The organism is Providencia sp. Me31A (assembly GCF_050487165.1).
Taxonomy (GTDB): Bacteria; Pseudomonadota; Gammaproteobacteria; order Enterobacterales; family Enterobacteriaceae; genus Providencia.
In genome coordinates this window covers 32406-46753 of the sequence record NZ_JBKQGZ010000004.1, presented here as the reverse complement: position 1 = coordinate 46753, position 14348 = coordinate 32406, and the positions used below count along the sequence as shown (strand labels likewise).

At 40.7% G+C, this 14348-nt stretch carries 16 protein-coding genes; 8 read left to right on the top strand and 8 right to left on the bottom strand.

Going from position 1 to position 14348, the window contains the following annotated elements; genetic code table 11:
* Positions 1-17 precede the first annotated feature (17 nt).
* The 4 genes from ACLPIE_RS04170 (at position 18) to ACLPIE_RS04155 (ending at position 5649) form a co-directional block, all read left to right on the top strand.
* Positions 18-1307, top strand: a complete 1290-nt coding sequence (locus tag ACLPIE_RS04170; RefSeq protein ID WP_430259960.1) for an MFS transporter — start codon at positions 18-20, stop codon at positions 1305-1307.
* Positions 1308-1943: 636 nt separating this feature from the next.
* Entirely contained in the window at positions 1944-3167 is a 1224-nt protein-coding gene (locus ACLPIE_RS04165; RefSeq protein ID WP_430259958.1) for a hypothetical protein, read from the top strand.
* Between the two features lie 6 nt (positions 3168-3173).
* The gene (locus ACLPIE_RS04160; protein WP_430259957.1) at positions 3174-4409 is read left to right on the top strand and encodes a Zn-dependent hydrolase; all 1236 of its coding nucleotides are present in this window, start codon (positions 3174-3176) and stop codon (positions 4407-4409) included.
* Positions 4410-4464: 55 nt separating this feature from the next.
* Complete coding sequence (locus tag ACLPIE_RS04155; RefSeq protein WP_430259955.1) at positions 4465-5649, top strand: amidohydrolase; 1185 nt, start codon at positions 4465-4467, stop codon at positions 5647-5649.
* A gap of 110 nt (positions 5650-5759) precedes the next feature.
* Here the strand turns inward: ACLPIE_RS04155 and ACLPIE_RS04150 are convergent, their stop codons facing one another.
* Together ACLPIE_RS04150 and ACLPIE_RS04145 are read right to left on the bottom strand one after the other, a co-directional pair.
* On the bottom strand, positions 5760-5936 hold the full coding sequence (locus ACLPIE_RS04150) for a DUF2526 family protein (RefSeq protein ID WP_430259953.1): 177 nt from the start codon (positions 5934-5936) through the stop codon (positions 5760-5762).
* A 66-nt stretch (positions 5937-6002) separates the two neighbouring features.
* A complete protein-coding gene (locus ACLPIE_RS04145) occupies positions 6003-6608 on the bottom strand; it encodes a helix-turn-helix domain-containing protein (RefSeq protein WP_430259951.1) in 606 nt (201 codons plus the stop codon).
* 34 nt (positions 6609-6642) lie between these two features.
* Between ACLPIE_RS04145 and ACLPIE_RS04140 the strand changes: the two genes are divergently transcribed.
* A complete protein-coding gene (locus ACLPIE_RS04140) occupies positions 6643-7311 on the top strand; it encodes an AzlC family ABC transporter permease (RefSeq protein ID WP_430259949.1) in 669 nt (222 codons plus the stop codon).
* A gap of 2 nt (positions 7312-7313) precedes the next feature.
* Positions 7314-7631, top strand: coding sequence for an AzlD domain-containing protein (locus ACLPIE_RS04135; protein WP_430259947.1), 318 nt, complete (start codon positions 7314-7316; stop codon positions 7629-7631).
* 41 nt (positions 7632-7672) lie between these two features.
* On the opposite strand, the gene ACLPIE_RS04130 is transcribed toward ACLPIE_RS04135, so the two are convergent.
* Together ACLPIE_RS04130 and ACLPIE_RS04125 are read right to left on the bottom strand one after the other, a co-directional pair.
* Positions 7673-7861, bottom strand: coding sequence for a YegP family protein (locus tag ACLPIE_RS04130; protein ID WP_430259945.1), 189 nt, complete (start codon positions 7859-7861; stop codon positions 7673-7675).
* Positions 7862-8152: 291 nt separating this feature from the next.
* Positions 8153-8548, bottom strand: coding sequence for a hypothetical protein (locus ACLPIE_RS04125; protein WP_430259943.1), 396 nt, complete (start codon positions 8546-8548; stop codon positions 8153-8155).
* Positions 8549-8724: 176 nt separating this feature from the next.
* Between ACLPIE_RS04125 and ACLPIE_RS04120 the strand changes: the two genes are divergently transcribed.
* Positions 8725-9729 (top strand): luciferase-like monooxygenase, encoded by a 1005-nt coding sequence (locus tag ACLPIE_RS04120; protein ID WP_430259941.1) that lies wholly within the window; start codon positions 8725-8727, stop codon positions 9727-9729.
* A gap of 100 nt (positions 9730-9829) precedes the next feature.
* Here the strand turns inward: ACLPIE_RS04120 and ACLPIE_RS04115 are convergent, their stop codons facing one another.
* The 4 genes from ACLPIE_RS04115 to hxpB form a co-directional block, all read right to left on the bottom strand.
* The gene (locus ACLPIE_RS04115; protein WP_430259939.1) at positions 9830-10216 is read right to left on the bottom strand and encodes a YkgJ family cysteine cluster protein; all 387 of its coding nucleotides are present in this window, start codon (positions 10214-10216) and stop codon (positions 9830-9832) included.
* Positions 10217-10463: 247 nt separating this feature from the next.
* Positions 10464-11855, bottom strand: coding sequence for an L-cystine transporter (locus ACLPIE_RS04110; RefSeq protein WP_430259937.1), 1392 nt, complete (start codon positions 11853-11855; stop codon positions 10464-10466).
* Positions 11856-12036: 181 nt separating this feature from the next.
* The gene (locus ACLPIE_RS04105) at positions 12037-12612 is read right to left on the bottom strand and encodes a metal-dependent hydrolase (protein WP_430259935.1); all 576 of its coding nucleotides are present in this window, start codon (positions 12610-12612) and stop codon (positions 12037-12039) included.
* A 191-nt stretch (positions 12613-12803) separates the two neighbouring features.
* Positions 12804-13469: a hexitol phosphatase HxpB gene (hxpB, locus tag ACLPIE_RS04100; RefSeq protein WP_430259933.1), complete on the bottom strand. Its 666-nt coding sequence runs from the start codon at positions 13467-13469 to the stop codon at positions 12804-12806.
* Between the two features lie 281 nt (positions 13470-13750).
* Here hxpB and ACLPIE_RS04095 point away from each other — a divergent pair, with 281 nt between their 5' ends.
* Positions 13751-14290: a YniB family protein gene (locus ACLPIE_RS04095; RefSeq protein ID WP_430259931.1), complete on the top strand. Its 540-nt coding sequence runs from the start codon at positions 13751-13753 to the stop codon at positions 14288-14290.
* Positions 14291-14348: the final 58 nt, after the last annotated feature.

The following is a 14348-nucleotide window of genomic DNA, read 5'->3' as shown; positions in this document are numbered from 1 at the left end:
ACAATGAGGAAACTGCAATGGAACAGAAGCAGTATTGGCTTGGTTTACCTAAGCATTTGTTCTGGGGCTTCATCGCTATCGCTATTTTTATGAGTGGCGATGGCTTTGAAATGGCTTTTTTATCAAAACATATTACTGACTTAGGCTTTACACCTGCTCAATCCGCAATGGTATTTACAGTATACGGTTTAATGGCTGCTGTGGCAGCGTGGGCATCCGGTGTGGTCGCTGAAATTATTACCCCGTTAAAAGCCATGATGATTGGTTTTATCTTATGGATTGTCATGCATGCCTTATTTATGGCTTTTGGCTTGGGAATGAAAAGCTACAGCATGATGTTGTTATTCTATGGTATTCGTGGTCTGGCTTACCCTCTGTTTATCTATTCTTTTATGATGATGTTAGTGCAGGTTATTCCTCGTGCTCACTTGGCTGCGGCAACAGGCTGGTTCTGGGCAATGTACTCTGTAGGAATTGGCGTCATCGGCAGTTATCTGCCAAGTTTTTCTATCCCTATGATGGGAGAGACAGGCACATTATGGATGGCAATAGCCTGGGTTGCTATTGGCGGTGCCATTGCTTATTTTAGCCTACGCAATATCCCTGTTGACCGTTCAAAAGTTAACTTGCCGATGAAAGATAAAATGGCTGAATTATCGCGGGCTGCCACCATTTTATTTACCAATAAAAACATCTTTATGGCGAGTTTGATCCGTATTATTAATACAATTTCATTGTTTGGTTTTGCGATTATCATGCCATTGCTTTTTGTTGACCGTTTAGGCTTTACCATTTCTGAATGGCTACAAATTTGGGCGGTGTTCTTCTTTGTAACAATATTCACCAATATTTTTTGGGGAATCGTTGGTGAACATATTGGTTGGATACGCCAAGTTAGATGGTTTGGTTGTTTAGGTATGGCGATATCTAGCCTGATGTTCTATTACTTACCTGTTTATGCTGGTCATAATTTTGCGATTGCTTTAATACCTGCAATTTTACTAGGGATTTTTGTTGCGGCTTTTGTACCGATGACGGCGGTTTTCCCAAGTATTGAACCTCACCATAAAGGTGCTGCGGTTTCAATTTATAACCTTTCTGCGGGGCTAAGTAATTTTGCGGCTCCGGCAATTGCAAGTTTAGTTTTGCCGTTCTTTGATATAGTTGGCGTTGTTTGGGCGTACACAGGGTTATATATCTTTGCTGGCGTTCTGACATTCTTTATTAAAGTGCCGCAACCCGGTTTTGAAAATAACCGCAAAATAAAAACTGAGAAGACAATAACGAAGCAGCAAATTAGTCACTAGATTAATTTACTTATAGTTTGTTATAGCCCCGCCGATATTATTTTATCTGCGGGGCTTTCGCTTATGAAGCGTTAGTCTCTGTATTAAGGTATGCGAGGTAATGAAAGGGATATCTTCCTTTACAATGGCAATATAAAGCGAACGTATTTAAATATAAAATAAAGTAGAATATTTTCCATAAATAGGAATATTAGTCATATTTATAAGGTGACTATTCACCTAGTCGCGAGATTTATTGAAAATACACGCCTAGGCAATAGAATATAATTTTTTAGATTAAAATTTAATCTAAAGATGATCAGTTTATAAATAATCAGATAGCTGAAATTAAATATTAATATCTGAAGTATCATTCAGATAATTTTAAGGAGCTAGAACTTTCTGTTGTTATATATGACTGTTTAACAATTTTATTATCTTTAATCCAGACGGCTTAAATCCCACAGAGTCATCTATACATCTGTATTTTCGGTGTTATGATGATTTTTGTTGCAATTTTGTGTTTTTGCAGCGAATTGCTCTTAACATTTATGTTTTATCGAATATAACTAAGCGTTAAGTCTATTCTTAATTAAAATTAAAAGCTTTCAATACTAAAAATACACTAATAAAAAAGATAAATGCGGGGAAAAAGTCATGTCACAGATGTTAGCGCTGTTTTTAATCGTCGGAATATTATATATCGGGGATGCCATCGCTGTTAGAACGAAGGCCTGGATACCCTCTGTATTTGTATGTGCGGTACTTTTCCTTTTAGGCTACTGGACTATTTTCCCGAAAGATATAGTGAGCATCGCAGGTATTCCTCAAGTGGTTGCGGTTTCCTTGATGTACTTATTAATTACTAACATGGGAACTTTATTATCACTAAAAGAATTATTACGCCAATGGAAAACTATTCTTATCTCTCTAGCAGGGATATTAGGTATTATTATTTTAACCTTTATTGTAGGTATCGTGTTATTTGATTTAAATACAGTATTGGTTGCAGTTCCGCCATTAGTCGGTGGTATTGTTTCATCCTTAATTATGTCTAAAGGGGCGGCGGAGGCTGGCTTGGTTGATCTGTCTGTCTTTGCCATTTTAATCTATGTGATGCAGGGGTTTGCGGGCTATCCACTAACCGCAATCATGTTAAAAAAAGAAGGCCGCCGAGTTCTGGAAAAATACCGTAACGGTCAATGGGCAGAAACCTTGTCAGTAGAAGGCGCTAAAGATATTGAGGTAAAAACAGTCGTTTCTGAAGATGAAATGCCACGATTGTTTAAAAAAATTCCTAATCACTACAACACAAACTATTTTAAATTTTTACGTTTAGCGGCAGTAGGGTATTTAGCGTACTTAGCATCTTCTTATGCCGCACCTTATGTGAATATTAGCCCATTTGTATTATGTTTATTATTTGGGGTAATAGCGTCTTCACTGGGCTTCTTAGAAAGGCAACCATTACAAAAAGCCAATGGCTTTGGCTTTGCTATCATGGCATTAATGTTGTTCATTTTTGATACATTAAATCACGCAACGCCAGATATGTTATTACGCCTAGTTTATCCTATGGTGGTCTTAATTAGTGCTGCGGTTATTGGGATGTATATTGCATCTTGGGTTGTCGGCAAAATTTTAGGGGTAACCAAAGAAATGGCATTTGCTGTTGCATTAACGGCATTGTATGGTTTCCCAGCCGATTACATTATTACTAATGAAGCGATTAACGCATTAACGAAAGATGAAAAAGAGCGTCAAATATTAACTAGCCATATGTTAGGGCCAATGTTGGTCGGTGGTTTTATTTCGGTCACTATGGTTTCTGTGGTATTAGCAGGCATTATGGTTGCTTATATTGTTCCGGTTGCAGGGTAAAAGATTATGGAAACAAGCACTTCAAGAATTCAGCGTCATTTAGAACAGTTAGCGGAATTCACCGCGACGCCGGGCCAAGGCACAACACGGATGAGCTATAGCGTGCAAGACAAACAAGCTCGAGCCTATCTCAAACAAGAAATGGCTGCGTTGGGCTTGCAAGTTCGTGAAGATGCAATAGGTAACATTTATGGTCGCTTAGAGGGACTGGAAGCTGATTTTCCCGCCGTAATTATTGGCTCACATTTTGATTCAGTCCCTCATGGTGGTGCGTTTGATGGTCCTGCTGGGATTGTTACAGGCTTAGATGTTATCGCTCGAATTCGCGAACAAAAATTAACGCCTAAATACCCTATAGAAGTAATTGCGCTGGTGGAAGAAGAGGGCACCAGCTTTGGTCGAGGTTTGATGGCATCCAGTGTGATAACCGGCCTGATTGGTACCAAAGAATTATACCAACTCAAAGATAGGCAAGGGGTGAGCGCGGCAAAGCGTATGGCGGACGCAGGATTTAATGCGGATAACGCATCACAAGCCGTGCTCGATCCTAAAAAAGTCAAAGCTTTTCTAGAATTGCATATTGAGCAAGGGCCTGTATTAGAACAGGCCAATGAAGATGTCGGTATTGTTGAAACTATCGTTGGCATTAGCCAACTGGAAATTAAATTAATGGGAAAAGCAGGGCATGCAGGAACAACGCCGATGGATATGCGTGCCGATGCGCTAGTTTGTGCAAGCCAAATTATCAGCCAAATTCCTAAACTTGCTAAAGCGGTGGGCGATAATACCGTTGCAACGGTGGGGCGATTAGCCGTTTTACCAAACGGGGCTAATGTGATCCCGAGTGAAGTCATTTTCAGTGTTGATATTCGTTCTAAAAACGATGAGGCGTTAAAAAAGGTCATTGCTCAAATTATCACTTTAACAGAACAAGAAAGCTCGGATGCAGGGATAAGCTGCGACATTATTCAGTCGCTATATGTCCAGCCCACAGAATTAAATAGCGAAATTCATCAGTTAATGCAACAACATGCAGGGGCACAAAATTTACGCTTTCGTAGTATGGTGAGTGGTGCAGGACACGACACGATGATTTTTGCGCAAATCACTCAAACAGGACTGATATTTGTGCCAAGCCGTAATGGATTAAGCCATCACCCTGATGAATGGACTGACTATGCACAGATTGCTCGTGGTGCTGATGTTATGTTTGCCACCGTTAAGTCATTGACCGAATGTTAATTAATAAATGAGTCAGGTAAGTACCTGAGTTTGCAATAGGGTAAAAGGTAGAAAAATGATTAATAATACTATTACAGCTGCAATCAAAAAATATACGCCAGAAATGATTGCTTTTCGTCGTGATCTACACGCTCACCCTGAACTGCCATTTGAAGAAGTGCGCACGACGAAACGCATTGCAGAAGAATTAGATAAAATCGGTATTACCTACCGTTTAACGGAACCTACAGGGGTTATCGCGGAAATTAAGGGTGGTAAACCGGGGAAAACCGTCGCATTACGTGCAGATATCGATGCTCTTCCTGTATTGGAGTTGAATGATTCATTGGAATACAAATCCACAACGGAAGGGAAAATGCATGCTTGTGGGCACGATGCTCACACGGCGATGTTATTAACGGCAGCGAAAGCGCTGTATGAGGTGCGTGAGCAATTGCCAGGTAATGTGCGTTTGATTTTCCAACCCGCAGAAGAGATTGCCCAAGGCGCATTAGCCATGATCAAACAAGGGGCTATCGAAAATGTCGATAACGTGTTTGGTATGCACATTTGGACAACGACGCCATCTGGTAAAGTGTCATGTAATGTCGGTGGCTCATTTGCATCAGCGGACTTATTGAAAGTCACCTTTAAAGGACGCGGTGGTCATGGCTCTATGCCTGAAGCCACCATCGATGCAGCGGTTGTTGCGTCTGCATTTGTGATGAATCTACAAGCGATTGTTTCTCGTGAAACATCATCACTGGACTCTGCGGTTGTTACTATCGGCAAAATGGAAGTTGGGACTCGCTTTAATGTTATCGCTGAAAATGCGGTGTTAGAAGGAACAGTGCGTTGTTTTGATATTGAAACTCGCAACCGTATTGAGGCAGCTATTCATCGTTATGCTGAACACACCGCGGCAATTTATGGTGCGACTGCACAAGTGGATTATACCTACGGAACTTTACCCGTTATCAATGAAGAGCGTAGTGCGCTGCTTGCTCAGTCTATTATCACAGAGGCTTTTGGTGAACAAGCCCTGATTAACGAAAGACCAACCCCCGGTGGCGAAGACTTTAGCTTCTACATTGAAGACATTCCAGGCTGTTTTGCGCTGTTAGGTACTGGAAATGCCGAAAAGGGTACTCAATGGGCACATCACCACGGCTGTTTTAATATCGATGAGGATACGATGGCGACAGGTGCTGAATTACACGCACAATATGCATGGAGTTATTTACAGCAACAGGAGTTTTAATTGAGCATGATTATGCTATTAGGTGTACTTATTTTATCAATCCCAGGTTTACCAATCGCCCTGATTCCGGTGTAGTTTACGTATCGCTATAGCGGCCAGTTGTATGGTCGCTATACATTATGATGAGCAAAAATCGCCTCTCTTAAGCGCTGTTGTTGTTCAAAACGTTGATCTTGATTGAGCTGGTCGTCATGGGAAAGGTGCATTAACATTTCATTCATATTGTGAATAGAATTTTCATCTATTAATGAGTCGACTTTCTGAGTTATTTCATTGTAGTAGGACATTTTTTGGCTCCAATTAATATAGTCTGTAGCTATCATAACGCAAAACATATTCAGGTGGTGAGACAGTTAGTTTTGTTTATCAATGATCATGACTGCCATAGTATCAGGCTCTAAGGCTCGCATGATATGCGGCTCATCACCTGGGTAGTGAATATAATCACCCATGTGTAGCTCAACGGGATTATCAAGAGGTCCCACCAAAGCGCTACCAGACATGATAATAATATGTTCACTCACGCCATGCATATGAGGCTCTGAAATACGGTCACGCCCGGGTTGTGCAATCACAGTGTAAATATCTCGACGTGAATCATCTGGGGCAGACGATAACAAAAAAGCTAAATAATTAGCGTGTTCTGCGCTGACAGGAACGGCATCTTTGTGGCGAATAACAGTCACTGTCTCTTGCTTTTCTTCAATTAATCGAGCAAAAGGAATATCTAAAGCCACACACAACGCCCATAACGTCTCGATACTTGGGTTGCCACTGCCCGACTCTAATTGAGACAACGTAGATTTGGCAATACCCGCCTTACGAGACAATTCGGACAGCGACAGCCCACTTTTTTGCCTTTCGCGAACGAGGGACTTAGAAATGAGTTCAATAGGGGGCGAAGGTAGGTTCAATTTTAATATCCTATTTAGATTGCACTTTACTGTAACTATCGACATAATGAACAAACGTATTATATATCGAACGATCGCAATGTTAACTTCAACAATAAGCTCAACACTTAATAATAGCACAGTGAAAAATATAGCTCTCGTATGTATTGCCGACTTAATTGTTGGTGTCTCATATGGGGCGTTAGCAATTTCCCAAGGTTTTGATTGGTGGATACCTCTCACTCTATCTATCCTAGTGCTTGCTGGGGCATCTGAATTCCTATTTATTGGTGTTATTTTCTCTGGTGGAAGCCCCATTTCTGCGGCATTAGCTGGGTTACTAGTGAATTCACGGCATATCCCTTTTAGCTTTGCGGTGAGTGAACTAGCAGGTAAGGGGGCAAAGTCGTTGCTGGGTTATCACATAATGAATGATGAAAGTGTCGTATTTGGCTTAGCTCAAGAAACACAAGCGGAAAAACGCGCTGCATTTTGGCTATGCGGTATTGGTATTCTATTGTGCTGGCCTATCGGTGTCGTAATTGGGGAGGTGTTAGGAAGTTTCATTGATGACACCCATATTTTTGGGATGGATGCTATGTTCCCTGCTATTATTTTAGCACTTTCCTTACCTGCATTAACGGATAAAAGGCTAAGGTTAACGGCGATTATCGGCGCGGTGGTTGCGGTAGCCACCACACCTGTGTTACCCGCAGGGCTCCCCGTTTTGCTGGCTTTATTGAGCTTAGTTATTTATATAAGGAAATGATAATGATGGATAACTCTGGGTTAATATTTAGCGGGATCATCATATTAGCCGTTGGTACTTATTTGATGCGTGCATCGGGGGCGTTGCTGAAAGGGCGTGTGGTGTTATCGGAAAATAGTAAAGCGTTATTTTCTGCTGCGGCCATTGTTGTTCTCTTTTCGGTAGCAGCGACATCCACATTATTTTCAGGTGATCATTTTTCTGATTGGCCAAAAATTGCTGGTGTGTTAGTGGCGGGTGTACTGACTTGGTACAAAAAACCGTTTATTGCGATTGTCTTATCAGCGGCGGTTGTCACTGCATTGCTGAGGCTAATATAAACTTAAAAAAGCCCCTGCCAGAATCCGACAGGGGCAAAAAATTACTCGGTTAAGTCTTTAATTATTTCAGAAGAGCCATTCTTTTGCACAGAAGCGATACCTTTTAATGCAGACTGTTTGGACGTATACATTTCACTAGTCGCAATGACTTCATGATTTGCAGCTTTTAAAACAAAATAGAATGGCTGAGCAACATCTTTAGTGGATTTTTTTAACTCAAAATACCCCATTATAAGCTCCTGATTTTTATTCGAAAAGAAAGTAGAGGCTTATTATAAGTACTAAAAAGCCTCTACTTTGAATGAGGTTAGTCGCTATCAGGTATCATTACTAGGAGGTAGAAAGACTTTCAGAAAAACTTCAAAAAAAAACCTCTGATATACAGAGGTAATCGTAGGAAATATAGAACTCTTTATTATTTGAATAAGTTACCGACTTTTATTGATGGATGCTACCCGATTATACTTATCAATAAAAAAGGTTTTGCCGATAACTTAATCAATATTAATCAGTTTAATCCATTATTGCTCTGTTGGCTCATTAACTGGTTTTGGCGCAGGCATGGTATTCACTGCTGGATATTCAGGGGCTTCCATAACGCTAACTTTCACGATATAGCGTTTGCCATCTTCAAGTTTAGGCGCACTATTCGCCAATTTTTTTACAGTTTCATTCGGTGTTGTCGTTTGTTCTGTTACGCTGTAGATCATATTATGGTGGTTGCCCATATGATGGCGTGGCATTTTGGGGTTAACGCCATTCGCTGCTGCTGCAAAACCGATGGACATTAATGCAATAGCGAATAAACCTGCATTTAATTTTTTCATTTCGATTTCCTCTAGGTTAGTAATGAGCAAATCATCAACTAATTCATTTTGCCTCGCAATCGCTTTTACCTGCGTTGACTGAAGCTTCATATTTACTGCACTTTTTATCCATGCTTAATCCATATTGCTAATAAAATAGTGGGTTAGTAGGCTTTGATTTACATTTGTAGTTCCCTTGTGCTACTGGAAGCTTAAGTACTGGAGACATCAAATGAGATCGTCTAGGATGGTAAATAAAGTCAAATACCCTAACAAAGTGAGCGTGTATGCTAGATAAAAATATTCCCCTTTCACTGCTTGATTTAGCGCCGATTATAGAGGGCTCTACAGCGAAAGAGGCCTTTGCACATTCTCTTGATATCGCCAAATTAGCACAAAAGTTGGGCTACCATCGTTATTGGTTAGCAGAACATCACAATATGACAGGGATCGCTAGTGCAGCGACGTCGGTATTGATTGGTTATCTCGCCGCGAATACGCAATCATTGCGACTCGGTTCTGGTGGTGTGATGCTACCGAATCACTCACCACTCGTGATAGCAGAGCAATTTGGCACATTGAATACGTTATACCCTGAACGTATCGATTTAGGTATCGGGCGTGCACCGGGAAGTGATCAACGCACCATGCAGGCACTGCGCCGCCATATGAATACGGATATTGATAATTTTCCACAAGATGTGGCACAAATCGTGAATTGGTTTGATGCGACTAACCCTGATCCTGCTGTGCGTCCAGTTCCAGGCTTTGGTGAAAGAATACCTGTTTGGCTATTGGGTTCAAGCTTATACAGTGCGAGGTTAGCGGCTCAAATGGGGCTGCCATTTGCCTTTGCTTCCCATTTTGCGCCTGACTTATTATTGCAGGCGCTTGATGTTTATCGTGCCAATTTTCAGCCATCAGAAAGGTTATCAAAACCATATGCTATGGTGTGTATCAATATCATTGCTGCGGATACACAACGTGACGCTGAATTTTTATTTACCTCAATGCAGCAAGCGTTTGTCATGCTACGCCGTGGCCTGCCTTCTCAGCTGCCTGCTCCGGTCGAAAGTATGGAAAACATTTGGTCTCCAGCAGAAGAATATGGTGTGCAACAAGCTTTAGGTATGTCATTGGTAGGCGATAAAGCCAAAGTCAGATATGGTTTAGAAACGATTTTACGCCAAACCCGAGCTGATGAAATTATGGTTAATGGTCAAATTTTTGATCATCAAGCACGTTTGTATTCATTTGAACTAGCGATGCAGGTGATGAATGAGATTGTTTGATAAAGCGGATTTATAGGATTTTCCAGCAAGGATGCGGCTTAGGGGCTGCTAGCGATAAGCAAGTAAAGATAACCCAGAAAAACTCTGGGTCATTGACGGGTTAGCAAGCAATTTGTGGATTGCTAGGCTTTAATGGCGGCAATCCATGTGCAGCACGCGCTCTATCGCAGGCTTCATTGTATATTCCATCCAGCCACGATTGTTCAAATTCACGACATGGTGTTGGCCTTTGTGCATAAATTGAACAAGAGACACACTCACCTATAGTGCCTTCTAAAGCAGTACAGCGGGTATTTTGTTTTTGATTGGTGCCATGCATGCAACTCATAAATGGGGTAATTTGCTCGGTTAAATGTTGGGGTACAACACCTCCGCCACTTTCGGCTTCAGCCCAGTAGAATGAGACACGAAAATAGGCGCAACAAGCACCGCAGCTTATACAAGGATTATCTGAAGAAACCGTTTTTAGGTTATGAATATTAGTCATATTAAAAACACATAATCAAGTTGATAAAGTTCCCACAGGGAATGGGATGACGCAACACAAGCAGGAAGCTCAAGAAAACGTTGCTCAGATTTTATTATCGAATGTCAGAATAGTATTTGGCAATACTTTTTAGTATAAAAATCTGGTTTCTTTTGTAATCAATAAAGAAAGCGAGACTAATCTGCAATTTAAAGTGATAAAAAAACCTGCCGTAGCAGGTTTTTTATATAGGTTATAATCTTAATTATTAAAGATGTTTTAATTCTGAGTCATCATCTTTATTAAATATTGCTTTATCCGTTTCGCGCATCAACTGGCTAGTTACTGTACCCGCAGTCATTGAGCCACTGACGTTTAGTGCAGTACGACCCATATCAATTAATGGTTCGACAGAAATTAATAGTGCAACCAAGGTGACAGGCAAGCCCATCGCAGGTAATACAATTAACGCTGCAAATGTTGCACCACCACCAACACCTGCCACGCCGGCAGAGCTGACAGTAACGATACCCACTAAGGTTGCTATCCACAGAGGGTCAAATGGGTTAATACCCATTGTTGGTGCCACCATTACAGCTAACATAGCAGGGTAAATCCCCGCACAACCATTTTGGCCTATTGTTGCGCCAAAAGAAGCAGAGAAGCTAGCAATGGACTCAGGAATGCCGAAACGACGCGTTTGAGTTTCAATATTCAGCGGGATACTTGCTGCACTTGAACGGCTCGTAAATGCAAACGTCAATACAGGGCCCGCCTTTTTAAAGAACTTAATAGGATTTAAGCCTGTTGTCGCGACCAAAATGCCGTGAACAACAAACATAATGGCTAAGGCAACATAGGATGCAACAACAAAAGTACCCAAATTAATGATGTCGTGAAGGTTTGAGCTAGCAACAACTTTAATCATCAATGCCATCACACCGTAGGGTGTTAGCCGCATAACTAAACGAACTAATTTCATTGCCCATGCTTGCAACACGTCGATGGCAGCTAGTGCTTTTTCACCACGCTCTTTGTCATCTTTAAACATCTGTAAGGCCGCAACTCCTAAAAATGCAGCAAAAATGACCACACTGATAATCGAAGTTGGGTTTGCACCTGTTAAATCTGCAAAAGGGTTTTTTGGAATAAAGGAAAGAATTAACTGTGGGACAGTTAAATCAGCAACCTTACCGATATAGTTGCTTTCAATTGCAGAGAGGCGCGCAGTTTCTGACTGCCCTTGAACTAAGCCTTCTGCCGTTAAGCCAAATAAGTTGGCAATTAAAATACCCACAAGTGCAGCGATAGCAGTGGTAATCAGTAAGGTGCCAATTGTTAGAAAGCTAATTTTACCCAGTGAAGATGCTTTGTGCAGTCTTGCTACGGCGCTTAAAATTGAGGCAAATACTAACGGCATGATCACCATTTGTAATAGTTGAACATAACCATTACCGACAATATTAAACCATAGAATGGAGTCTTTAACCGTTTGGTGATCACTGCCATAAACGAGGTGCAATACAACCCCATAGGCGACACCGAAAACCAGACCAACTAAGACTTTTTTAGATAGACTCCAGTCTCTCGCCCCCAGTTTTGCTAACAGTATTAGCAGTGCTACAAAGCCGAGCACATTAATAATTAGAGGAATATTCATTCCGAACTCCAAATTATATTTTTATAAGGTGTATTACTTGCCCTTTAATCCTTAAAAGTTATAAGGATTTAGTTGATTCAAACAACTTGTTATATGTTATCAATAGAAAAAACACATTTCTTATACTAAATAGTAATAAGATAGTATTATTCATACTTACATTATATTACAAAACTCGTATTTAGATAGGGAATCGCATATCTAGTTGATAATGAATGTATTTTATGGTGTTCTCGAATTGATGATAAAAATCAAGTTGGTAACCGGCAGGTAAAAAACAGGCACAAACTGTCAAAATAACCGCAATAAACCGTTCTGCTCGTTTACTATTTTTACCGCGAATGATTGGAAAACAGAAGCGTTGAGGTAATGGCCATAGAAGTGGAATTCCTGAAGGTGTCAGTATATCGGCGATAAGGTGGCTGATATAACCCAATAAAAAGGCTTGAATGAGATCGCTTGGAATACCCCATTCCATCGGTATCCATTGATAACAAGAAACCATCAATAGCAACCATGCAAGTAAGCTATGGGTAAACCCCCGGTGGCCACATAGTTTAGAAATAGGAAGTGATAAAATGCGTAGCAACCGACCAGGAATGGAGGAAGGGTGATCGATATCGGGCAATAATGCCCCCAGTAATACGCCTGGAACCATGTGCAGCCAATCGCCTTGAGCAAGCTCAGGGGTGAGTTGAAGTTTATGAGCCGTTATTAAAGAAGCGACGGAAAAAAGCAGGTGCCCTTCAGCTGTCATGGTGGATAAAATACCATCTGTTTATCTATACAGTTGATTGGCAGTATAAAGCGTTTAAAAAGAATATGATAGAGGGAAAAAGGTAAAAAAACTCTTATTTATTAGCAAATAAGAAAAGAATTTTATTTTTTTTGGCAATTCCCCTACCTAAGTCAGATAGGGGGAACACTTATTGAACACTAATACGATAACTAGCGTAAATGTTCGGCAGTTAATTCATTTAGTGAAGCCAGCTTAATGTCCGCTAAACCGAAACGTGGGTCGTCAAAGTGCTGGCGGTCAGGTACAACAATCGAACGCATTCTTGCAGCTTTAGCTGAAATCATGCCATTAAATGAATCTTCTAGTGAAACACAATTGATAGGCTTGGTCGATAGCTCAGCCGCCGCTTTAAGGTACACTTCAGGATGTGGTTTACTAAGAGGTAAATCCGCTGCAGAAATCACCGCAGAAAAATAATCACGGATATCAAATAATTTTAAAACTTTTTCTAACATGTACAACGGGGATGCGGAGGCGAGCGCGATTTTTAAATCCATCGAACGGCACAGTTCCATTGCATGCTGCACGCCCGGTAAAATAGGGCGAGTTTCTTCAACTAAACCAACAACGCGGTCAATAATACGCTGTTTAGCTTCTTCTTGACTGCATCCTTGCCAAGGGGAAGCGTGGTACCAAAGCTCAACCACATGGTCAATACGTAACCCCAAAGTATCAGGCAGGGTATCTGCAATTGAAACATCGACACCTAATTGTGAAAAAACTTCAAGTTCAGCCTGTGCCCAGAACGGTTCCGAGTCGATCAGTAAACCATCCATATCAAAAATGACGGATTGGATGGGAAGGTTATGGTACATGTTAAAACTCCATTCATGTCGTATCAATTAACGAGCTACTGATGATATCAGTAAATGATAAATATTCGTATTAATTGCCATCAGTATTGCCGTACTTATTATGTGATAGTTAGGTATTATGGGCGAAAAGGTGCAATTAACCCATCATGTTAGCCAGTTGAATAATCTGAAAGTCGAATTATTACTAATAATACTGAATTCAAATTTGGAGGCGTTTCATTATTTCGGCTATTATTAGCCCTGAAAATTGTTAAGGACAATAACTCTGAGGAAAAGCAGTCATGAATTACCACAATGCCAATTATGTCGCAATCGGCAAACGTATTATTGGGTGGGTTGTTTTTCTGGTGGCACTAATTTCGACGCTAGCGTCTCTAATTAAACTTGCTGGCATGAAAGGTCTCACAGGTGAGGGTATCAATGCAGTAGCTAATGATTTTATTAAATTAATGGCTGAAATGGCGCGCCAAACCACACCATTTTTAAACTTTTTTTGGAATAACTCACCGGTGCCTCAGGTTGCTAATGGGTTTTCTGGTAGCAACATCAGCTTTATCATTATTTTTATTTTTATTTTTGTTGGGTTAGCGCTGAGTGCATCTGGTCTGCGAATGTACCGACAAATTAAGTTTATACGTGAAAGCATAGAAGACCACGTAATAATAGAAAAAGCAAAAGGGAGTGAAATTTCGAAAGAAGAACTCGAAGCTAAAGTGACTATTCCTCGCCACACTATTTTCACTCAATTCTTCTTGCTTTATTTTTGGCCAATTGTATTGGGGGTGGTGTTATATTTTCTTTTACGCTTCCTTAACTGGTAATTTTCGTCATACTTCACGTTATGAGGGTGTTGGCTGCGTTTAGCTACTCGGGTCACAT